Source organism: Flintibacter faecis (genome assembly GCF_014287875.1).
GTDB lineage: Bacteria > Bacillota > Clostridia > Oscillospirales > Oscillospiraceae > Lawsonibacter > Lawsonibacter faecis_A.
The window spans coordinates 62,417-82,346 of the sequence record NZ_JACOPN010000002.1 but is presented as its reverse complement, the minus strand read 5'-3'; the positions used below and the strand labels follow the sequence as shown (position 1 = coordinate 82,346).

At 59.2% G+C, this 19,930-nt stretch carries 18 protein-coding genes and 1 pseudogene; 10 read left to right on the top strand and 9 right to left on the bottom strand.

What is annotated here, in order from left to right; translation table 11 throughout:
- Positions 1 to 73: 73 nt before the first annotated feature.
- Together H8S55_RS03075 and H8S55_RS03070 are read right to left on the bottom strand one after the other, a co-directional pair.
- Positions 74 to 2,416, bottom strand: a complete 2,343-nt coding sequence (locus H8S55_RS03075; protein WP_186877794.1) for an O-antigen ligase family protein — start codon at positions 2,414 to 2,416, stop codon at positions 74 to 76.
- A 17-nt stretch (positions 2,417 to 2,433) separates the two neighbouring features.
- On the bottom strand, positions 2,434 to 3,816 hold the full coding sequence (locus tag H8S55_RS03070) for an undecaprenyl-phosphate glucose phosphotransferase (RefSeq protein ID WP_186877793.1): 1,383 nt from the start codon (positions 3,814 to 3,816) through the stop codon (positions 2,434 to 2,436).
- 473 nt (positions 3,817 to 4,289) lie between these two features.
- On the opposite strand from H8S55_RS03070, the gene H8S55_RS03065 reads away from it, so the two are divergent.
- A complete protein-coding gene (locus H8S55_RS03065; protein WP_186877792.1) occupies positions 4,290 to 4,847 on the top strand; it encodes an RNA polymerase sigma factor in 558 nt (185 codons plus the stop codon).
- Complete coding sequence (locus tag H8S55_RS03060) at positions 4,834 to 5,562, top strand: hypothetical protein (protein WP_186877791.1); 729 nt, start codon at positions 4,834 to 4,836, stop codon at positions 5,560 to 5,562. The genes H8S55_RS03065 and H8S55_RS03060 overlap by 14 nt, the downstream gene beginning before the upstream one ends.
- Before the next feature lie 122 nt (positions 5,563 to 5,684).
- Here H8S55_RS03060 and H8S55_RS03055 read toward each other — a convergent pair whose 3' ends face one another.
- From H8S55_RS03055 to feoB, 4 genes are all read right to left on the bottom strand, one after another.
- Positions 5,685 to 6,923 (bottom strand): glycerate kinase type-2 family protein, encoded by a 1,239-nt coding sequence (locus H8S55_RS03055; RefSeq protein WP_186877790.1) that lies wholly within the window; start codon positions 6,921 to 6,923, stop codon positions 5,685 to 5,687.
- A gap of 86 nt (positions 6,924 to 7,009) precedes the next feature.
- On the bottom strand, positions 7,010 to 8,164 hold the full coding sequence (locus tag H8S55_RS03050; protein ID WP_186877789.1) for a glycosyltransferase: 1,155 nt from the start codon (positions 8,162 to 8,164) through the stop codon (positions 7,010 to 7,012).
- A gap of 113 nt (positions 8,165 to 8,277) precedes the next feature.
- Complete coding sequence (locus H8S55_RS03045; RefSeq protein WP_186877788.1) at positions 8,278 to 8,424, bottom strand: hypothetical protein; 147 nt, start codon at positions 8,422 to 8,424, stop codon at positions 8,278 to 8,280.
- Positions 8,421 to 10,769, bottom strand: coding sequence for a ferrous iron transport protein B (gene feoB / locus H8S55_RS03040; RefSeq protein ID WP_186877787.1), 2,349 nt, complete (start codon positions 10,767 to 10,769; stop codon positions 8,421 to 8,423). The genes H8S55_RS03045 and feoB overlap by 4 nt, the downstream gene beginning before the upstream one ends.
- Before the next feature lie 146 nt (positions 10,770 to 10,915).
- On the opposite strand from feoB, the gene H8S55_RS03035 reads away from it, so the two are divergent.
- The 8 genes and pseudogenes from H8S55_RS03035 to H8S55_RS14025 all read left to right on the top strand — a co-directional run bounded on the left by H8S55_RS03035 (position 10,916) and on the right by H8S55_RS14025 (position 16,160).
- The gene (locus H8S55_RS03035; protein WP_186877786.1) at positions 10,916 to 12,280 is read left to right on the top strand and encodes an aldehyde dehydrogenase family protein; all 1,365 of its coding nucleotides are present in this window, start codon (positions 10,916 to 10,918) and stop codon (positions 12,278 to 12,280) included.
- An 83-nt stretch (positions 12,281 to 12,363) separates the two neighbouring features.
- Entirely contained in the window at positions 12,364 to 12,621 is a 258-nt protein-coding gene (locus H8S55_RS03030; RefSeq protein WP_186877785.1) for an AEC family transporter, read from the top strand.
- Positions 12,622 to 12,687: 66 nt separating this feature from the next.
- Entirely contained in the window at positions 12,688 to 13,419 is a 732-nt protein-coding gene (locus H8S55_RS03025; RefSeq protein ID WP_186877784.1) for an NAD-dependent protein deacylase, read from the top strand.
- A 31-nt stretch (positions 13,420 to 13,450) separates the two neighbouring features.
- The gene (locus H8S55_RS03020) at positions 13,451 to 13,993 is read left to right on the top strand and encodes an HdeD family acid-resistance protein (protein ID WP_186877783.1); all 543 of its coding nucleotides are present in this window, start codon (positions 13,451 to 13,453) and stop codon (positions 13,991 to 13,993) included.
- Positions 13,994 to 14,235: 242 nt separating this feature from the next.
- Positions 14,236 to 14,451 carry a hypothetical protein gene (locus H8S55_RS14450; protein WP_186877782.1) on the top strand — a complete coding sequence of 72 codons (216 nt, stop codon included), beginning with the start codon at positions 14,236 to 14,238 and terminating at the stop codon, positions 14,449 to 14,451.
- A gap of 20 nt (positions 14,452 to 14,471) precedes the next feature.
- Positions 14,472 to 14,693: pseudogene (locus H8S55_RS14445) on the top strand (helix-turn-helix domain-containing protein); the annotation flags it as partial.
- Between the two features lie 282 nt (positions 14,694 to 14,975).
- Entirely contained in the window at positions 14,976 to 15,734 is a 759-nt protein-coding gene (locus tag H8S55_RS03005; protein WP_186877781.1) for a helix-turn-helix domain-containing protein, read from the top strand.
- Positions 15,735 to 15,926: 192 nt separating this feature from the next.
- Positions 15,927 to 16,160, top strand: coding sequence for a DUF4368 domain-containing protein (locus H8S55_RS14025; protein ID WP_186877780.1), 234 nt, complete (start codon positions 15,927 to 15,929; stop codon positions 16,158 to 16,160).
- Between the two features lie 97 nt (positions 16,161 to 16,257).
- Here the strand turns inward: H8S55_RS14025 and H8S55_RS02995 are convergent, their stop codons facing one another.
- From H8S55_RS02995 to H8S55_RS02985, 3 genes are all read right to left on the bottom strand, one after another.
- Positions 16,258 to 17,376, bottom strand: a complete 1,119-nt coding sequence (locus tag H8S55_RS02995) for a DHHW family protein (protein ID WP_186877779.1) — start codon at positions 17,374 to 17,376, stop codon at positions 16,258 to 16,260.
- 11 nt (positions 17,377 to 17,387) lie between these two features.
- Complete coding sequence (locus H8S55_RS02990; RefSeq protein WP_186877778.1) at positions 17,388 to 18,791, bottom strand: MBOAT family O-acyltransferase; 1,404 nt, start codon at positions 18,789 to 18,791, stop codon at positions 17,388 to 17,390.
- 76 nt (positions 18,792 to 18,867) lie between these two features.
- Positions 18,868 to 19,845, bottom strand: coding sequence for an Ig-like domain-containing protein (locus H8S55_RS02985; RefSeq protein ID WP_186877777.1), 978 nt, complete (start codon positions 19,843 to 19,845; stop codon positions 18,868 to 18,870).
- Positions 19,846 to 19,930 lie beyond the last annotated feature (85 nt).

The window sequence follows — 19,930 nt, the reverse complement described above, 5'->3', positions numbered from 1 at the left end:
CTGTTTCTGTGACAGAATATCATGAAACGGGGGTGGAGTCAAGAAAAAGAAGCGGCTTCGGTGGAAAGAATATTCAGTCCATGGTAAAGACGGTGAGGGCCGCCTGGACCTGGGGACTGAGGGTGATGGTGCCCATGTGGGTGTCGTTCCAGTGGTTCATCCGCTGCTGGAAGGCCAGAATGTGGTCCATGGACTCCTGGCTGTCGTCGGAATACTGGAATAACAGCAGGAAGGCATCGTCCCAGGTGGTCTCCTGGGTGGGGACAAAGTCCACGTACTTCTCCAGCATGGCATAGGCCTTGTCAGTCTCCCCACGCTGGAAATAGGCCTGGGCCAGATAGAGGGGGGTGCTGTTGGAGTCCACTTTTTCCAGCTTGGCGGACCACTTCTCCGCCTGGGCCATAACGGCATCGGGCACGTCCTCCTGGGTGAGGGCGTTGACCACATAGCTGGTCATATAGTCGTCCCGGCGGAAGGGGTCTATGGCGATGGCCATGGACAGGTTGGCATAGGTGGGCTGGGCAATGAGCCGGGCGGCAAACAGGTTGCCCCCCAGCAGCAGGGCGTAGACCAGCACCGGCAGGGCCGCAATGCGCACCGCCCACTTGGCCCCCTTGGGGGAGCAGGGCAGGGCCATGGGCTGGCCGCAGCACAGGCTGATCATGGCGATGACCCCCAGGGCGATGGGCAGGAAATAGCTGCTGGAGAACACCACCTCCACGCCGCCGTGGATGGCCATGAACACCATGGCCGCCCCCAGAGAAGCGATGAGGGGCTCCTCCTCCCGGCGCAGCCGGGCCCGGACCACGACGGCGGCGGGCAGCAGCAGCATGACCGCAAAGGCCGCAAAGCCGATGATGCCCGTGTCCACCAGGGCCTGGATATAGTGGTTGTGGATATACTTGGTGGTGTAATAGAAGTCCTGAACGCTGTACACGTTGTTCTGGAAGCCGCCCAGACCCAGGCCCAGGATGGGGCTCTGGCGGAAGAGCTTCATGCCGTCCTGGAAAAAGACCAGACGCTGGATGGCGTTCTGGTTGGCCCGCAGGCCCTGCATACGGTTGGCGATGAAGCCGGGCAGCAGCTTATAGCCCAGGGGCACGGAGCCGGAACCGGCCTCGCCCTGATATGCGGCGGACTCCAGCGCCGTGGTCTGGTCGGCGGAGAAGTTGAAATAGACCACCATGCTGTCCTCGGGCACGGTGAAGGAGGCACCGTCGGCGCTGCCCTCGTACAGCACAGAGCTGGTGTGCATCATGGTGTCCTGCATGTTCTGGCTCTCGATGGTCACGGACACATCCCCCACGGCCTGCACGTCCAGAGAATAGGTCCCGGCGGCGGGATAGGCGGACCGGCGCAGCCGCTCCCCGGCGTTCAGGGTGGTGCTGCCGGTGACCGTCATGGACAGGAAGGCGTAAATGGCCAGCAGGGCGGCCAGAGCCGCCACCACGATGGCAAAGAGCTTGCCGTGGCAAGACAGAACGTCGGCCAGCTTTCGGCCCAGGCGCTCGTCCAGGACCACCAGCAGCGCAGCGGCCAGGACGGCGCAGACCAGGGGGACGGGGTTCAGGCCGTTCCAGCCGTCAAAGGCGGTGAGGTAGATGGGGAAGGCCGCGATCACAGTGAGGATCAGGGTCTCCAGCATGGTCAGCAGCAGCCGGGCCCGGCGCTGGGGCAGCTCCAGAACCAGATAGAGGACAAAGGCGGCCACAATGGCGCCGCTGGCGCCCATGCTGAAGGACAGCACAAAGGCCAGGGCGTTCAGGGCCAGGCAGGCCAGATAGCCCCGGCGGGCCCCCTTCCGCTCCTCCGTCACCGCCAGCCCCAGGGACAGCAGCACGCCCAGGCCGATGCACCCGGCGAAGATGTTGGGGTTGCGGTAGATGGACACCATACGCACGCCGGTCTCCACGCCGCCCACGTCCACATAGTCGGTGCTGAATTTGTTCATCAGCCACAGGAAGGGGGAACTGAGAAACCGGGTGGACAGCTGGTCGATACTCAGCAGGGAGGCCAGGGCGGTGCTCACGGCGAACATGCCCCCGGCCCGGCGGCCGATCAGGCCCTTCTGCCCCGGCTCAAAGGCCAGGATGAGCACGAACACGCAGAAGGCGCAGACGATGGGCAGAAAGTCCTGCAGAGCGAACTGCCCGGATACGGAATACAGGGTGGAGATGCCGTTGATGGCCACGAACAGGGCCACGGCGGCCACGATCCAGGTCAGCCGCTGGCGCAGCTGCTGCATGCAGCCCAGCAGGGCCAGGGCCGTTACGACCAGGGCCAGCAGGGCGGGGATCTTAATGGCGTTGATGGTAGTCAGGGCGGTGAACAGGAACAGGACCAGCCCGGGCAGGAAAAAGGCTGCGGGCTGGAACCGATCCGCCGCAGCGGCGGAATTGGGTCTCTTCTTGGACATGGCGTTGCCTCCGGTTTTCAGTTTAATTTTTCTTGGTTGACAAACCCCTTGAACAGGGTGAGAAACAAAATTTTGATATCCAGCAGGATGGACCAGTTTTCGATGTAATACACATCGTGCTCAATGCGCTCCTTGATGGAGGTGTCCCCCCGCAGGCCGTTCACCTGGGCCCAGCCGGTGATGCCCGGGCGGACCTGGTGCTTGACCATATACAGGGGTATCTCCTCCTTGAACTGGTCCACAAAGTGGGGCAGCTCCGGCCGGGGGCCCACCAGGCTCATGTCCCCCTTGAGCACGTTGAAAAACTGGGGCAGCTCGTCGATGGAGAATTTGCGGATGAAGGAGCCGAACCGGGTCTTCCGGGGGTCGGAGTTGGTGCTCCATCCGGTGTCCGAGGCGGCGTTCACCCGCATGGACCGGAACTTGTACATATAAAAGGGCTTCTTGTTCAGACCCACCCGCTTCTGCCGGAAGATGATGGGGCCGGGGGAGCTGAGCTTCACCCCCACGGCGGCAAGCAGCATCACCGGGGAGGACAGGACGATGAGCACCAGCGAGCCCGCAATATCCATGGCCCGCTTTGCAAAGGCGTTGCCCAGATTGTCCAGGGGGATGCGCCGCAGGTTGATCAGGGGCAGGCCGTTCAGACTGTCGAACTGGGGGTGGGGCGGCATGTACTTGGCGTAGAAGGGAATGAGGGACAGCTTGGTCCCCGTGTGCTCGCAGGCCCGGATGATCAGGGGCATCCGCTCATAGTCCTCCGCCCCCAGTCCGGCGATGACCTCGTCGGGCTTTGTCCGGGACAGATAGCCGTCCAGCTGGTCAAAGGTACCCAGATAGGGCAGGGCGGACCAGTTTTTCCGGTCGGACACATAGCCCAGCAGGGTATAGCCATATTCCGGGCTCTGGCGGATGCGGCGCACGCAGTCCCGGGCAATGTCGCCGCTGCCCACGATGACGATGTGCTTCTGGTTGTAGCCGCTGGCCCGGAAGCGGTGCAGTACCGTCCGCAGGACCATCCGCTTTCCGCCTATGCTGACATTTACCGTAAGGAAAAACAGGGCCATGGCCATACGGGAAAAATCGGTGCCCCGCAGCAGATAGAGGAACATCTGCAGAATAATAAAGTCCAGGCAGTTGCAGAAAAACAGCCGGCGCAGCTCGGTCCACAGCCGTACTTTCCGGTGGGGGGTGTACAGATTGGCAAAGCTATAGGTCAGCAGGTGCAGGGGGATCAAGGCGCAGGCCGCCGCCAGATAAAAACGGAAGGGCACAGACTGCGTCCCCCCGGACAGCACATAAAAGCGCACCCAATAGCCGAACAAAAAGGACAGCAACACCAGCGCCCCGTCGCTGATGACGTTCAGCTGGTTCAGCAGCCGCTGGTTTTCCTGGATCATAGACAGCCCCCCCTTCAAGGCCCTCTTTCTTCTATCCGAAAAAGGGCGACGCAGTGCTAATTTTGTAGTATAGCACAGAAGGAAGAAAAAAGCTATGAAAAACGGGATATTTCTGTAAACTGATGGGTGGACAAAAATCAGGCGGCTCCCGGCGTGTCAAATTGCCAAGGAGCCGCCTGGTTTCAGCGGTGTGTTTTTATTTTTGTCCCAATTCGACTTTGTGTTCTCGACTGAAAACGCTTTATAATTCTACGAATACAACGAATAAAAATTAACACCGACAGGAAGCAGGGCTATCGTTCAGAGATGGATGGTAGTACTGTCCTTGTATGCAGAGGTAGTGTCAAGGTGGTATTATAGAGTAGAAATAGAGTAGAAAATTTTTCTGAAAAGAGTTAAGAGAAATATGTTGTTTGGTTGTTTAATAGGTGAAAAGGATGAAACCGGAAACAACTTCGGAAAGGAGTAACACAATGGATAACGGTGTAAGTAGCTACCGCCGTTTCCTTGAAGGTGATGACAGCGGAATTGTTGAGATAATCAGAGATTATAAGGATGGACTCATCCTTTTTCTGAACCGATATGTGAACAACATACACACGGCTGAAGAATTAGCAGAGGATACATTTTTTAGAATTGTTACCAGAAAGCCTCGGTTTATAGAAAAGTACTCTTTCAAAACATGGCTATATACCATTGGAAGAAATATCGCCATCAATCATGTAAAGCATTTTGGAAAAGTTGCAAGTATTCCCTTTGAGGATCTGGAAAGCATACGAAGTGATGAAGATGCTTTGGAGCAGTCCTACATTAGGGAAGAGCAGAAAATTATGCTGCATAAGGTGCTTTCAAAAATCAAGTATGATTACAGCCAAGTCCTATATCTGAAATTCTTTGAGGATTTGACCAATGAACAAATTGCAGTGGTAATGAAAAAGACCAAGCGCCAAATTGAAAATCTCATATATCAAGCAAAGCAATCGTTGAAATCAGAACTTGACAAGGAGGGCTTTCAATATGAAGGACTATAACGAAATGGCTGAAAGCGTATTTGAGCGCAGAGATAAGTACAACGCCGAAAGGAGAATGGCAATGAATAAGTTCAAGAAGGGCATGACTGGTGCAGTATGCTGCTGTCTGGTAGCATTGTTGGTAGCGGGAGTATTTAGCGGTAATCAGATTATTACCAATGACACTCCTAATATCGGAATTGAAGATTACAATGAAAACAAATTGGAAGCAGGCAAGGAAAAAGTGGGTAACGAGCAGGTTAACAACAATACTCAGACTGTTGAGGATATTCCTGCCGATGAAAGCGGAAGTTATAGCGAGAGCGTTAATAGCAACGATTTGGCAGAAGGAACCAAAGCATTCTTCGGTGGCTCTTATACAGACACCATCGGAAAATTTGTTGTGGTGCTGACTGTTGATACGGCAGAAAACCGCACAGCTATCTGCAAAGAACTTGGTGTAAGTGAAAGCACTACGGTTTTTGAAGTTGGCACATATACTCTTGAATACCTTACTGAATTGCAAAGTAAAATTAGTTCTGCAATGACAAACAAGGAACTTCCTTTTGTAACCTCTTCTGGTGTATATGAAACTATTAACAGAATTAAGGTCAGAGTAACAACTGACAATGAAGCTGACTTGGCAAAGGTACTCGCTCTTGACACCATCGGCGGTGCTATTGTGATTGAACGCTCGACGGGTGCAATCACGAAAGATTTAGCAATTGCAGAATAACGCAGCCTAAATTAGAGGCTCCCATCCATCCCGGTGGGAGCCTCTTTTTATGTCTACTAATGAATAAATCTACATCAGCCAATCTTAACCTATACTTTAGGAACACAAAGGGGAATTGGGAGTTATTTTTTAACCCCCAGCAGAACCACGGCCACGTCGTTGACGTTGGTGCCGGTGGGGCCGGTGTGGATGAGGCTGCCCACCCGCTCCAGGGCGTGGTAGGCATCGTTATTCTGGAGTATGGCGTGGATGTCCACCCCCTGCCGGGCCAGCCTGGCCTGGGTGGAGCCGTCCACCAGCCCGCCGGCGGCATCAGTGGGGCCGTCGGTTCCGTCGGAGCCCAGGGAGAAGATGAGGGCGTTGTCAAGCCCCGCAATGCCCGGGGCGGCGGCCAGGGCCAGCTCCTGATTCCGCCCGCCCTTGCCCTTTCCGGTGAGACGGACCACCGTCTCTCCCCCGGCGATGAAGGCCAGGGGCCTGTCCGTGTCTTTGTGGGTCAGGGCGATGGAGGCCAGGAAGGACCCCGCCTCCCGGGCCTGGCAGCACAGCCGGTCGGTGAGCACTGTGGCCTGATAGCCCAGCGTTTCGCAGCCCTCGGCGGCGGCGGCGCACAGGATGCGCACGCTGCCGGTGATCACGGTCTCCACGTTGTCCAGCGTCTTGGGAGTTTCCTCGTGCAGCAGCCGGCGCATCCGGTCCGTCAGGTGCAGGCCATATTTCTCCGCCACGGCCAGGGCCTGGCCGCAGGTGGAGCTGTCCGGGTAGGCGGGGCCGGAGGCGATCATGTCCAGTGGGTCCCCCAGGATGTCAGACAGGACGATGGAATACACCCGGGCTGGGGCGCACAGCTGGGCAAAGCGCCCGCCCTTCACGGCGGACAGCCGCTTGCGGATGGTGTTCATCTCCACGATATCCGCCCCGCAGGACAGCAGCTCCTGGGTCAGCCGGGCCAGGTCCTCCGCCGGGACCAGGGGCCGCTCGAACAGAGCCGAGCCGCCGCCGGACACCAGAAAGATCACCGTATCCTCTGCGCTCAGGCCGGACACCAGGTCGATGGCCGCCTGGGTCCCCCGGAAGGACCCCTCGTCCGGGACGGGGTGGCCACCCTCCCAGATGGCGCAGCGGGGGATATCCCCCATGCTGTGGCCGTGCTTGGTCACCACCACCCCGGCCTGGAGCCGCTCTCCCAGCAGATCGGCGGCGCAGCGAGCCATCTGCCAGGCCGCCTTGCCTGCCGCCACCAGATAGAGCTTTCCGGGGCCAAAGTCCTTCTCCTCCAGGGCCCGGCGGACGGCCTGGTCGGGCAGGCAGGCCTTCAGCGCCTGCCGGATGATGGTCTGTGCGTCTTGATGGATGGACATGATGCTGCCTCCTTAACGATAAACCAGACATCCCGGATGTGCAGACGGAAAACCCTTTTTGTTGGCTCAAATTGACATGTATGGAGTTACACAGCAACCGCCGCAGCAGCCAAAAGCCGGTCATATTCCTCCATGACCTGGGGGAGAACGGTGTCCAGGCGGAAGGGCTCTATGGCCTGCCGCCCGGCCCGGCCTAAGTCCTGGGCCAGCCGGGGGTCGTCCATCAGGGTTTGAATCTGCCGGGCGCAGGCGGCGGCATCTCCATAGGGATAGAGCAGGCCGCTCTTCCCGTGGCAGATCAGGTCTTGATGCCCCTTCACGTCGGAGGCCACGGCGGGCAGGCCGCAGTGCATGGCCTCCATCAAATTGAAGGGCAGCCCCTCGCTGCGGCTGGAGGGGACCACGGCGTTGGCTGCGGCGTACCAGGGGGCCATATTCACATGGCCGGGGAAGACCACCCGGTCCGCCACCCCCAGTTCACGGGCCAGGGCCTGACAGCGGGGCAGCAGCTCCCCTTGACCGGGGAGCAGCAGGACCGCCCGCTGCGGCAGCAGGGCCAGGGCACGCAGCAGCACCTCCTGGCTCTTTCGCCGGGAGAACTCCGCCCCATAGACCAGCAGAAAGCGCTCCGGGCCAAAGCCCAGCTCCTCCCGCAGGGCCAGTCCCGCTCTGGGGTCGGCCCGGTCCAGGGAGGAGAAGTCCACCCCCATCCCCGGAATGTTGGCCACCCGGCGGCCCAGGCGGTGGGTGCTGGCGTAGGCAAAGTCCCACCGGTTCATGGTGAGAACTAAATCGGTGACGGGGGCAGTGAACTTCTCCGCCCCGGCCAGAAGGGCGGTTTTGGCGGCGGAGGTGTTCCGGTCAAATAAGTACCCGTGGGCGATGCAGACCACCCGGGGCCGCCTGGACTTGGGCAGGCCCTCCACCGCCAGGCGGGTGAAGAAGGCGGCCAGAGCGGTGTGGCAGCTGACCAGGTCGTACTCCCCGGAGGCCAGCAGCCGCCGCAGCTGGGCTGCCGCCGCCAGATTTTTTGGGGAGGTCATCTTTTTTTCCAGGGGGAGCGGGATGGCCCGGGCAAGCTCCGAAAGCTCTGCCGGGGCCCCGCCGCAGGCCCCGTCCACCAGATAACCCCGGTCTGCCAGGGCCCGGAGATAGGGCCGGTGAAAGTTGGCCAGATGGGACCAGGTGGAGGCGGTGAATAAGATCCTCCGCCCCGCCGGAGCAGTCATATCAACGGCCATAGGGCCACCTCCTGTTCAAAGTCACTGCAAAATCAACTGTATTCTATCAAAAAGGGACGGGAATTACAAGCGGTGCGGCCCCAACGGGAGTGGGGCCGCACCGTTCGTTATGTTCAGCGGCAGGAGCCGTCTTTTTTCTTTTTGCCGCCGCAATGGCAGCAGTCGCCGCAGCAGCGGCCCTTTTTGGAGGTGGCCGTGCGGAAGGCGAGGACCAGCAGCAGGGCAATCGCTCCGCCGATCAAAATGTCCCAGCCGTTCATAGCCCCACCCCCAGCAGCAGGCCGATCAGGTGGACGATGGAGGCGGCGGCCCAGGCCAGGGCGCACTGCCACACCACCACGGCCACGGCCCAACGGGTCCCCAATTCCCGCTTGATGGAGGCGATGGCGGCCACGCAGGGGGTGTACAGCAGACTGAACACCAGCAGGCAGGCGGCGGCCAGGGGACTGAGGGCGGCGGTGATGCTGCCGCCGAAGAGCACCTCCAGGGTGGAGACCACGCTCTCCTTGGCCATCACGCCGCAGATGAGGGCGGTGCAGATGCGCCAGTCCCCCAGCCCCAGGGGGGCGAACAGGGGGGCGATGGCCCCGGAGACCACGGCCAGGATGCTATGGGCGGAGTCGGAGACCATGTTCAGGTGCAGGTCAAAGCTCTGCAGGAACCACACTGCCACCGTGGCGATGAGGATGATGGAGAAGGCCCGCTGCAAAAAGTCCTTGGCCTTTTCCCACAGCAGCTGGGTCACATTTTTCAGCCCGGGCAGGCGATAGTTGGGCAGCTCCATGACAAAGGGGATGGGCTCGCCCCGGAACAGGGTCTCTTTGTAGAGCAGGGCGGCCAGAATGCCCATGAGAATGCCCAGAATGTACAGCCCCGCCATGATGAGCCAGCCCCGGCCGGGGAAGAAGGCGCTGACGAAGAAGGCATAGATGGGCAGCTTGGCGGTGCAGCTCATAAAGGGGGTGAGGAGGATGGTCATCTTCCGGTCCCGCTCGCTGGTGAGGGTGCGGGTGGACATCACCGCCGGAACGGTGCAGCCAAAGCCGATGAGCATGGGCACGATGCTCTTGCCGGACAGGCCGATCTTCCGCAGCAGCTTGTCCATGACAAAGGCCACCCGGGCGATATAGCCGCTGTCCTCCATCATGGACAGGAAGAAGAACAGGGTGACGATGATGGGCAGAAAGCTGAGCACGCTGCCCACGCCGGTGAAGATGCCGTCGATGACCAGACTGTGGATGGCGGGGTTTACATGCACGGCGGTCAGCCAGCTGTCCGCCGCTGCGGACAGATAGTCGATGCCCGCTGCCAGCAGATCCTGAAGCCAGGCCCCCACCACATTGAAGGTGAGATAGAATACCAAAACCATGATCCCCAGAAAGCAGGGGATGGCGGTGTATTTTCCGGTGAGCACCCGGTCGATGCGCTCGCTGCGCAGCCGCTCCCGGCTCTCCTTGGGCTTGACCACCGTCTGCTCGCACAGGCGCTCGATGAACGCAAAGCGCATGTCGGCGATGGCGGCGCTGCGGTCCAGACCCCGCTCGGTCTCCATCTGCTGGACGATGTGCTCCAGCAGATCCAGCTCATTTTGATCCAGATGCAGCTGCTCTAAAATCAGCGGGTCACCCTCGATGGCCTTGGTGGCGGCAAAGCGCCCGGGCAGCCCCGCCGCCTGGGCGTGGTCCTCGATGAGATGGATAACGGCGTGGATGCACCGGTGGACGGCTCCTCCGTGGTCCTCCTTGCCGCAGAAGTCCTGCTGTAAGGGCTGTTCCTGATATTTGGCCACATGGATGGCGTGCTGCACCAGCTCGTCCACGCCCTGGTTCTTGGCCGCCGAGATGGGGATGACGGGGATGCCCAGCATCTCCTCCATGGCGTTTACGTCGATAAAGCCCTGGTTCCCGATCACCTCGTCCATCATGTTCAGGGCCAGCACCATGGGCACGTCCATCTCCAGCAGCTGCATGGTGAGATACAGGTTGCGCTGGATGTTGGTGGCATCCACAATGTTGATGATGGCCCGGGGCTTCTCCTCCAGCACAAAGTTCCGGGAGACGATCTCCTCGCTGCTGTAGGGGGACATGGAGTAGATACCCGGCAGGTCGGTGACCAGGGTGTTGGGATAGCCAAGAATGGCCCCGTCCTTTCGGTCCACCGTTACGCCGGGAAAGTTGCCCACGTGCTGGCGGGAGCCGGTGAGCTGGTTAAATAGGGTGGTCTTGCCGCAGTTCTGGTTGCCCACCAGGGCATAGGTGAGGGGCACGTCGTCGGGCAGGGGGTGCTCCTCCGCCTTGTCATGGGACCAGCCGTTCTCGCCCAGACCGGGGTGGGTCCGGTCCGAAGCCCGGTCCGTCCCCTGGTGGCTGCGGGTGCGGTGCTGGATGGGCTCCACGGCGATCTGCTCCGCCTCGGACAGGCGAAGAGTCAGCTCATAGCCGTGGATCTGCAGCTCCATGGGGTCGCCCATGGGGGCCAGCTTGACCACCGTCACCTCCGCCCCGGGCACCATTCCCATATCCAAAAAATGCTGGCGCAGGGCACCGTCGCCCCCCACCTGCCGGATCACGGCGCTTTTTCCAACGCCCAATTCTCGTAATGTCATGGCATCTGCTCCCTTGCTTTTGGATGCGGTCTTTTTTGGGTCGAACTCAGTATAGTAGCGCAGCGGGAAAAAGTCAATCCGGGGGATTTCTCATTGTACTCCCCGGCGAAAGAGGATAAAATAGCCGTAAGAGAGGAGAGGGGACGATGGAAATGGAAAAACTGCTGACGCAGCAGCGGGCCTGGTTCCGAACGGGGGCCACCCTGGGATCAACGGCCCGGAAAAAAGCGCTGGAGGCCCTGTATCAGGCAGTAAAGAATATGGAGGGGGATATCGCCCTGGCCCTGGAGCGGGACCTGGGCAAGGCCCCCTGCGAGAGCTATCTGTGCGAGACGGGGCTGGTCCTCCATGAGATCCGATATCACCTGGCCCATGTGAAGCGATGGATGAGCGCCGGTCCCGGCCCGGTGCCCTGGCTCCACTTTCCCGCCCGCAGCGAGATCCGGCCCCGGCCCCTTGGAGTGACCCTCATTATCAGTCCGTGGAACTATCCCTTCCACCTGTGCCTTATGCCTCTCATCGGGGCCCTGTCGGCGGGGTGCTGCGCCGTGGTCAAGCCGTCGGAATACGCCCCGGCCACGGCGCAGGTGGTGGAGCGGGTGCTGAAGCGGGCCCTGCCCCGGGAACAGGCGGCGGTGGTCCAGGGGGGCCGGGAGGAGACAGAGAAGCTGCTGGAGCAGCCCTTTGACCACATCTTCTTCACCGGCTCTCAGGCGGTGGGCCGGGTGGTGATGGGGGCGGCGGCAAAAAATCTGACCCCCGTCACCTTGGAACTGGGGGGCAAGAGCCCGGTGATCCTGGACCGCACCGCCGACCTGAAAACGGCGGCCCGGCGCATCGCCTTCGGCAAGGTCTTGAATGCCGGGCAGACCTGCGTGGCCCCGGACTATCTGCTGCTGGAGCAGGGGCTGCAGGAACAATTCCTGATCCACTATCGGGCGGCCCTGGACGACTTCTTCCCCGGCGGAAATCTGGATCAGATGGCCCGCATGGTCTCCCGGCGGCACTTTGAGGAGAAAAAGAAGCTGCTGGCCGGACAAAATGCGGCCATCGGCGGGGGATGGGACGACGGGGCGGGGAAGATATCCCCCGCGGTGCTGGTGGATGTGGACCCCAGTTCTCCGGTGATGCAGGAGGAGATCTTCGCCCCCATCCTGCCGGTGATCCCCTGGCGGACCCTGGACGAGGCCATCGCCTTTGTGCGGGACCGCCCCCGGCCCCTGGCCCTGTATCTGTTCACCCGGGACAAAGGGGTGGAGCGCCGTGTGCTGGGGGAGTGCGACTTTGGCGGCGGCTGCGTCAACGACACCGTCATCCACCTGGCCTCCCCCGGGCTGCCCTTCGGCGGCGTGGGCCCCTCCGGCATGGGGCAGTATCACGGGAAATACAGCTTTGATGCCTTCAGCCACCCCCAGGCCATTGTCCGCCGGGGCAGCCGGCCCCATATCCCCGTGCGGGATCTGCCGTACACCGGGGGAAAAGAACGCCTGGCCCGGTGGATGCTGCGCTGAAAGAGGATCCTCCCCCTTGACGGACCGGGGGTGCTTGGGGTTATACTGAAACGGATTTCAGAGCATAGAAAGGGACGGAGCGAATGTTTGAAATTGTGGCCGAGCGCATCTGCGAGATGATGGTGATCCTGCTGATCCTGTGGCCCATGCACCTGGAATTCACCATGGCCTTTACCGTCTTTGTGGGCACCGCCTGCCCCATGGCTGCGGCCACCATTCTGTTTGCCCAGCGGTATGACGGGGATGCCCGCTACGCCACCGAGCTGTTCGTGGTGACCACCGCCCTGTCCGCCGTGACCATCCCCCTGCTGTCCATCCCGGCCACATGGCTGCTGCAGTAATGCGGCTGGATTCCAGCCAGATATCGTGATATAATACGGGCAAAGAAGCGAAAGGGAGGGCGTTTTATGGAAACAGATGTACAGACCTTGCAGCGATGGATCGACGAGAGCCGCTCCATCGTGTTTTTCGGCGGCGCAGGCGTGAGTACGGAGTCCGGTATCCCGGATTTCCGCAGCGTGGACGGGCTTTACAACCAGAAGTATGCCTATCCGCCGGAGGAAATTCTGAGCCGGACCTTTTTTGACCGGAGGCCGGAGGAGTTTTACCGCTTTTACCGGGACAAGATGCTCTGCCTCACCGCCCGGCCCAACCCGGCCCACCGGAAGCTGGCCCAGCTGGAGGCGGCGGGGCGGCTGCGCAGCATCGTGACCCAGAATATCGACGGGCTGCACCAGCTGGCCGGGTCCAAGCGGGTGTGGGAGCTCCACGGCAGCGTCCATCGGAACCACTGTATGCGCTGCGGCAAGAGCTACTCTGCCCAGTGGGTGCTGGACAGCACCGGGGTTCCAAAGTGCGATTGCGGCGGCATCGTCAAGCCGGACGTGGTGCTGTATGAGGAGCAGCTGGACAGCGACGTGATCCAGGGGGCGGTGAACGACATCCAAAAGGCGGACCTGCTTATCGTGGGCGGGACCTCCCTGGCGGTGTATCCGGCGGCGGGACTCATCAACTACTACCGGGGCAGCCGCCTGGTGCTCATCAACAAGAGCGAAACGCCCCGGGACGGTCAGGCCGACCTGGTGCTCCACGGGCCCATTGGGCAGATCCTGGACCAGATCGAAGTCAAGCCCCTGTGAGGGGCACACAACAAGAAAGCAGGTGGCAAATATGAATTCCATCCTTCGTCAGCAGCGGCGCAGCAGCATCGCCGCCGCCGTGGTGACCATCCTCCTGGGGCTGTTTCTGGCCTTTTGGCCGGGGCAGTCGGTGTCCTTTTTGTGTATGCTGCTGGGGGCGGCCATCGCACTTACCGGGGTCATCTATTTTGTGGGCTGGCTGGCCCGGAGAAAAGCGGGGGTGCCCGCCCTGTTCGTGCTGCCCGGGGTGGTCCTGTTCGCCCTGGGGGCCTGGCTGATGACCAGCCCCGCCTCGGTGGTGCAGCTGGTGCAGTATATCTTCGGTGCGGTGCTCATTTTCCACGGCATCGTGGACCTGCAGGGGGCGCTGGCCCTGATGGGACAGGGCTACAGCCGCTGGTGGGTGGACCTGCTCCTGGCCGTCCTCACCCTGGCCCTGGGCGTGCTGGTGGTGGTAAACCCCTTCGGCACCTTCGCCGCCCTGATGACCCTGGTGGGCCTGTCCCTTGTCTTTGACGGCGTCACCGATCTGGTCATCATCTGGAGACTGAGCCGGGCATTTAAAGATGTCTAACCGCCCCAGAAACAAAAAGCGGCAGCTTAAGAGCGTTGACATAGGAAAATAAGCAGAAACCCAGTAAAATCAACGCTTTTAAGGACAGAGGGCAAACAGGTTAGCTCAAAAATTGAATAACCAAGCGACAAAAGGGATGTTACCGCAAGGCAGCATCCCTTTTCGCATACGCCCACGCCGTAGATTTTGAGAAAAGTCTACGGCGTTTTTTCTGCCCAAATCTGAAAGGAGGCGCAGCCACAATGTACTTTATGGACGGCAGCAGCCGTGCGTTTGAAATGCTCATGCGGGGGAAGCCCAGCTTTGACCGATACGAAAACGGCGGCTGTGCCGACTGTGAGGATTGCAATACCTGTCACTTTTACCGCCCGCACTGGAAGTATCAATTCTGCGTGTATGCGGAGTGTCCGTATGAGCCGGGAAAGCTGACCGCCCTCCGGCGCGGCACGGTGAAGTGAGCGAAAGGAGCTGATAACCTATGGCAGTATTTCGGGTGGAGCGCAACAGCGGGTACACCGTCATGTCAAACCATCATCTGCGAAACAAAGAGCTAACTTTGAAAGCCAAGGGGCTGTTGTCGCAAATGCTGTCCCTGCCGGAGGATTGGGACTATACTTTTGCAGGGCTGTCTTATATCAACCGTGAGAGTATTGACGCAATCCGCACCGCCGTATGGGAGCTTGAAAAAGCCGGATATCTGCTGCTTCGTTGCCGTAAAGGATTTGATCGACAGAGATATTTATTGTGGTTATGGAGAGGAACTACGATAATAACCTCAATGCTGATTGAACCACAGAAGTACCCAGATGTTTTTAACAACACATTCTGGATGGTTTAATAAAGTGTTTTTCAAACAGAATTGGCGTAATTGCGGGAACTCTATCTACATTCGACCTCAAAATAGAAACTCGCTTGCCGTTCGGTTGCGAAATGGCAGCGTTAGAGCGATAATGATCTTAGCAATCACAGGAGGTCAAAATCAATGTTCAATATTGATAAGAAGAAATTTGGCGCATTTGTCGCCGCACTTCGCAAAGAAAAAGGGATCACTCAAAAAGAGTTGTCAGAACAACTCTGTATATCTGATAAGGCTGTAAGCAAATGGGAAACGGGAGTTAGCTTGCCTGATACCGTTCTATTGATCCCGCTGGCAAATCTGTTGGATGTTTCCGTTACGGAACTTTTAGTGTGTGAGAGATTGCCGAGCAATGATGCACTAAAACCTGATAAAGTTGAGGATATTGTTAAGACGGCAATCACTTATGCGGACGAAGCGCCTGAAAGAGCATATCATGTTAAAAGTAAGTGGATCGTCATTTATGGAATCTCACTTCTGATATGCGGCATCAGCACATTTCTGAACTATACAACGGCAAAACCCTGTATGGACGCCTTGGTAACATTTGTACTCATGTGTGCAGTATTCGGTGCGTATTTTTGCTGCTTTGTGCGGACAAAACTTTCAAGGCTTTATGACGAAAATAATGTGAATATTTTCTATGATGGCCCATTTCGTATGAATGTTCCGGGGGTAAACTTCAATAACCGCAACTGGCCGCATATTGTGCAGGCGCTTCGGTTGTCCTTGTGCCTGAATATGATCCTGCTTCCAATTCTCAATCTTCTGATAAGCAGTATGGCGGTAGCCGTATGGGAAAATATCGGGAAGTATGTTTTCTTGGCAATCATGTTATGCAGCGTATTTCTTCCAATATATGTTGTTGGAAAAAAGTATGAATAGACTTGATTTAAATTGAGATATGAAAAGGTAACTGCCGGACGACGGCAAAAGAAAAAAGCCGTCGTACAGCAGACACATTTCCACGCGCCTATGAAGCGGCGGCTTTGATTTTCAGAGCCGCCGCTTCTTTGCGTTTACACAAACCAATGACGACTTGGGGGGACACGGTGGCCGATGGGAGGCTAATTTGCCGTGTCTATTTTTGCTCTCAACAATCCGCCTAATACTTTACGGTCAAAAAAGCGCATACCCTCCGTCGCGGCTGTTCTCCGTGCTTTCATTGACAGGATCGAAATTTCCCATGTTGATAAGAAATCCAGAACGCGGGAGATTGCAATCGTTTATAACTTCATCGGTGCATTTGACTTCACACGGGCAATCGAAAATGCCCGCAACACAAGGAAAAAAGAGCAAAGAGCGGCATAGCCGTTAAGCTATACCGTTCCTTGCTTCAATGTTTTCCTAAGTCACCGCCGCATTTGCGACCTTTTTCTTTCGGTCTGCAAAGCTGCCGTTTTCTTGCTTATCGTCCCAGCACGAACAGGTTCGTTCCCGTGACGAAGTTGGAGAAGGAGTAGAGCACCACCACCGCATCGATGTCGTGCTCTGCCACATAGGATTTGACGCTGGTCAGGTTATAGCGCAGATCGAACAGGTGGAGTTCAGAAAAGCGCTGCGTGAGGAAGGGGGCCAGACTGTCGGAATAGGAGTCCCGGACGATGAGCACCTTGGGGGCGTCCTTCTGCTGGGTCTGGATGACGCACAGGGGCTGGTTGCCCCCCAGGAAGAAGGAGTATTTGTCCTTTTCGTCCAGCTTCTCCGGCACATACAGGGAGCCGGGCTGGGCGGTGCCGTTGGGGTAGCCGGTGACGGTGAGGCCGTCTTCCGGCACATAGGTGTCGATCCGGTCCGGGCGCACCCACCGCACGCCGGAGGTGGAGAAGGTGGTGCCGTAGAAGCTGTCGCTCACCGTGGTCCTGGCGTAGTCCTCCAGCTTCAATGCGGGCAGACCCATCTCCTCCAGCAGGGCGTTGGCCCCGTAATAGGCCCCCAGGCTGGTCCAGTGGTGGTCGGTGCGGTAGTAGATGTCCTCGCTCTTGTGGGCGTCCAGGGCGGCGTACAGGTCGATGGACTGGGCCCCCGTCTCATAGGACAGCTGGTGGATGATGCCCTTCTCGTCGGCGGTGGGGGCCCCGTGGGGCAGGCGGTCGGCCCAGATGGCGGCGGAGGAGGGGATCAGGCCGAAGTACACCGGGACGGACAGATCGGCGGTGAGCGCATCCACATAGGACAGATTCTGCTCCAGCTGGTCCATGTCCGGCTGATCCACCCGATTGATGAGGGTGTCGTTCTTGCCGAAATAGACCCCGTTGTTCTCCTGCTTGCCGGACAGACGCTCGCTCCAGGCCTTCATGGCCACCCACAGGTCACGGGCGGCGATGTGATCGGAGACATAGCTCTCTGCATCGGACATAAATGCGCCGCTGGTCACCCGCTCCAGAGAGAACTGGGGTGTTTTTTGCAGATAGCGGTTCTCCATGGGGGAGAAGGTCTTTTTCGGCAGGAGCAGGCTGACCAGAGCCATTCCGCCGATGAAGCAGCAAAACAGGGCGGAGAGAAAGACAGCAAATTTTTTGTTCATGGCGGCCTCCTTTAAAAGCGGAAGTAGAGGAAGGGGTTATAGGTCCCGTCCACCAGATAGGCGGTGCATAGGATCAGACCGGCCAGCACCAGCAGGGTACACAGGATTTGACGGGTCCGGCTCCCCAGCTTTTGAAACAGGGACACGCCCAGGGGGGTGGAGGCCAGAGCGGCGGCGCACAGCACGGGGAGATAGCTGCGCAGGTAATAGCCAAAGGCCCCGTCGGCCAGGGGCGCGCCCCCAAGGCCGAACATCACCGCCAGATAGGCCCGCAGCTGGGAAAAGTCCTCAATGGCGAAGATGGCCCAGCTGACCACCACCAGAAACATGGTGTAGAGATGCTGAAGAACACGGGGGGCCTTTTCAAGCCGGGACAGCAGGAACAGCTTTTCCAGCATGAGCAGGGCGAAGAAATAGAGGCCCCACAGCAGATAGTTCCAGCTGGCCCCGTGCCAGATGCCGGTGGCCGCCCAGACCAGGAACAGGTTCAGCATCCACCGGGGCTTGCTGCACCGGTTGCCCCCCAGGGGGATATAGAGATACTCCCGGAACCAGGAGGACAGGGAGATGTGCCACCGCCGCCAGAACTCGGTGATGCTGCGGGAGATATAGGGATAGCGGAAGTTGGGGGCAAACTCAAAGCCCAGCATCCGGCCCAGGCCGGTGGCCATGTCGGAATAGCCGGAGAAGTCGAAGTAGATCTGGAACGTGAAGGCGATGACGCCCAGCCAGGCCCCGGCCACGGTCAGCTGGTCCGGGGGGAGGGCCTTATACCGCTCCCACAGCAGGCCCACGTTGTTGGCCAGCAGGACTTTTTTGCCCATGCCCACCATGAAGATCTGCACACCGGAGGCGAACTTCTCCGCCGTGCAGTCCCGTTGGTCGATCTGGTCGCCCAGGTCCTTGTACTTCAGAATGGGACCGGCGATAAGCTGGGGGAACAGGGTGACGAAGGTGCCGAAGTTGACGATGGAGCGCTGGGCCCGGGCATCCCCACGGTATACGTCGATGGTATAGCTCATGGTCTGGAAGGTATAGAAGGAGATGCCGATGGGCAGGTGGATGTTCAGCACGGGCATAAAGCCCAGACCCACGGCCTGGAGAGACCCGGCCAGAAAGTCCCAGTACTTGAAGAAGAACAGCAGCCCCAGATTGAACACCATGGACGAGGCCACCGCCATCCGGGCCCCCCGGTCATTCCCCCGGGCCTTGCACCGCTCCACCAGCATCCCGTGGGTATAGTCGATGGCGGTGGACAGCAGCATAATGACGGTGTAGACCCGCTCCCCCCAGAAATAGAACAGCAGGGAGGCGCACAGCAGCACCGGATTGCGCAGCCGCCGGGGCACCAGATAGTAGACCAGCAGGGTCAGGGTGAGAAAATAAAACAGGAAGATGGGCGTTGAAAAAACCATAAGCGCTCCTCACGAGAACGGCGGACGAGGGTCTCTTCGTCCGCCGTTCTGTCTATTTGTTAAATTTGGGTCCGGCTCAAAACAGGGCGTTGAATGCGTTCACGATGTTCTCGCACTCGAAGTCGGCCACCATCATGACATAGTTGCCGTGGGTGACGATGCGGGAGTTGTTCTCCCACATCTCGGTGGGCTCGGGATACCAGGCGCCGCCGGGGCCGTTGCCGTCGCCCACCATGTACTGGATGCGGGCCTGAAGAATGGCCTTCACTGCGTCCACGTCCTTGCTGTCCTTCACCTGGACCAGCACCACGTCTCCGTTGGGAGAGGGGTTCATCATGCACATATAAACGGCCAGCTGCTGGGTCTGGATGGCGGACAGGCCGGGGTAGCAGTTTTCGATGAGCTCGCTGTCGGCGGCCTCCATGGAGGACATGTCATAGTCCTTTTCGATCTTGGTGAAGAAGGCGGCCAGATCCACCGCCTTCTCCTCCTGGGAGGGCAGCTTGTCCTGGGCGCTCTGGCTGGGGGCGGAGGGCTTGGCGCTCTCGGCGGGCTTTTCGGCCGCCTTCCAGCTGCACTTGACGGTGCACTGGGCGGTCAGCTTGCCGCTGGTCACGGTGATCACGGCGGAGCCGGGGGCCACGGCGGTGACAGTGCCCTTGTCGTTGACCGTGGCCACCTTCTCGTCGCTGGAGGAGAAGGTCACCTTGCCGCCCTCGGGGGAGAGGGTATATTTCAGGCGATAGGTCGCCCCCGCCTTGGACAGGGTGAAGCTGTTCTTGTTCAGAGACAGGGAGGCGACGGCGCTGGGCTCCTGAACGGCATCGGACTGGGAGCCGTCGGGAGAGGAGGTGTCAGGCTGGGACTGGTCGGGGGCGGAGGTGTCGGGCTGAGCGGGTCCCTCTGACGCAGAGGAGGAGACGGAGCCGTCGGGCAGCAGACTTCCGCTGGAAGAGCCGGAGACGGAGCCGTCAGACCCCTTGCCGCCGCAGGCGGACAGCAGAGCCACAGACAGGGCGCAGGCCAGGACCAGAGAGAGGGTGCGTCGTTTCATAACTTAGGTTCTCCTTTTGTTCGGGCTGAAATTCAGCGTTTTGGTGTTACGCTATGGTTGGACGAAACCCGGAGAAAAAGGTTCC

Excerpts from the sequence above, each read along its gene's own strand:
- H8S55_RS03075 (WP_186877794.1), bottom strand. The coding sequence starts at position 2,416 with ATGTCCAAGAAGAGACCCAATTCCGCCGCTGCGGCGGATCGGTTCCAG.
- H8S55_RS03070 (WP_186877793.1), bottom strand. The coding sequence starts at position 3,816 with ATGATCCAGGAAAACCAGCGGCTGCTGAACCAGCTGAACGTCATCAGC.
- H8S55_RS03065 (WP_186877792.1), top strand. The coding sequence starts at position 4,290 with ATGGATAACGGTGTAAGTAGCTACCGCCGTTTCCTTGAAGGTGATGAC.
- H8S55_RS03060 (WP_186877791.1), top strand. The coding sequence starts at position 4,834 with ATGAAGGACTATAACGAAATGGCTGAAAGCGTATTTGAGCGCAGAGAT.
- H8S55_RS03055 (WP_186877790.1), bottom strand. The coding sequence starts at position 6,923 with ATGTCCATCCATCAAGACGCACAGACCATCATCCGGCAGGCGCTGAAG.
- H8S55_RS03050 (WP_186877789.1), bottom strand. The coding sequence starts at position 8,164 with ATGGCCGTTGATATGACTGCTCCGGCGGGGCGGAGGATCTTATTCACC.
- H8S55_RS03045 (WP_186877788.1), bottom strand. The coding sequence starts at position 8,424 with ATGAACGGCTGGGACATTTTGATCGGCGGAGCGATTGCCCTGCTGCTG.
- feoB (WP_186877787.1), bottom strand. The coding sequence starts at position 10,769 with ATGACATTACGAGAATTGGGCGTTGGAAAAAGCGCCGTGATCCGGCAG.
- H8S55_RS03035 (WP_186877786.1), top strand. The coding sequence starts at position 10,916 with ATGGAAATGGAAAAACTGCTGACGCAGCAGCGGGCCTGGTTCCGAACG.
- H8S55_RS03030 (WP_186877785.1), top strand. The coding sequence starts at position 12,364 with ATGTTTGAAATTGTGGCCGAGCGCATCTGCGAGATGATGGTGATCCTG.
- H8S55_RS03025 (WP_186877784.1), top strand. The coding sequence starts at position 12,688 with ATGGAAACAGATGTACAGACCTTGCAGCGATGGATCGACGAGAGCCGC.
- H8S55_RS03020 (WP_186877783.1), top strand. The coding sequence starts at position 13,451 with ATGAATTCCATCCTTCGTCAGCAGCGGCGCAGCAGCATCGCCGCCGCC.
- H8S55_RS14450 (WP_186877782.1), top strand. The coding sequence starts at position 14,236 with ATGTACTTTATGGACGGCAGCAGCCGTGCGTTTGAAATGCTCATGCGG.
- H8S55_RS03005 (WP_186877781.1), top strand. The coding sequence starts at position 14,976 with ATGTTCAATATTGATAAGAAGAAATTTGGCGCATTTGTCGCCGCACTT.
- H8S55_RS02995 (WP_186877779.1), bottom strand. The coding sequence starts at position 17,376 with ATGAACAAAAAATTTGCTGTCTTTCTCTCCGCCCTGTTTTGCTGCTTC.
- H8S55_RS02990 (WP_186877778.1), bottom strand. The coding sequence starts at position 18,791 with ATGGTTTTTTCAACGCCCATCTTCCTGTTTTATTTTCTCACCCTGACC.
- H8S55_RS02985 (WP_186877777.1), bottom strand. The coding sequence starts at position 19,845 with ATGAAACGACGCACCCTCTCTCTGGTCCTGGCCTGCGCCCTGTCTGTG.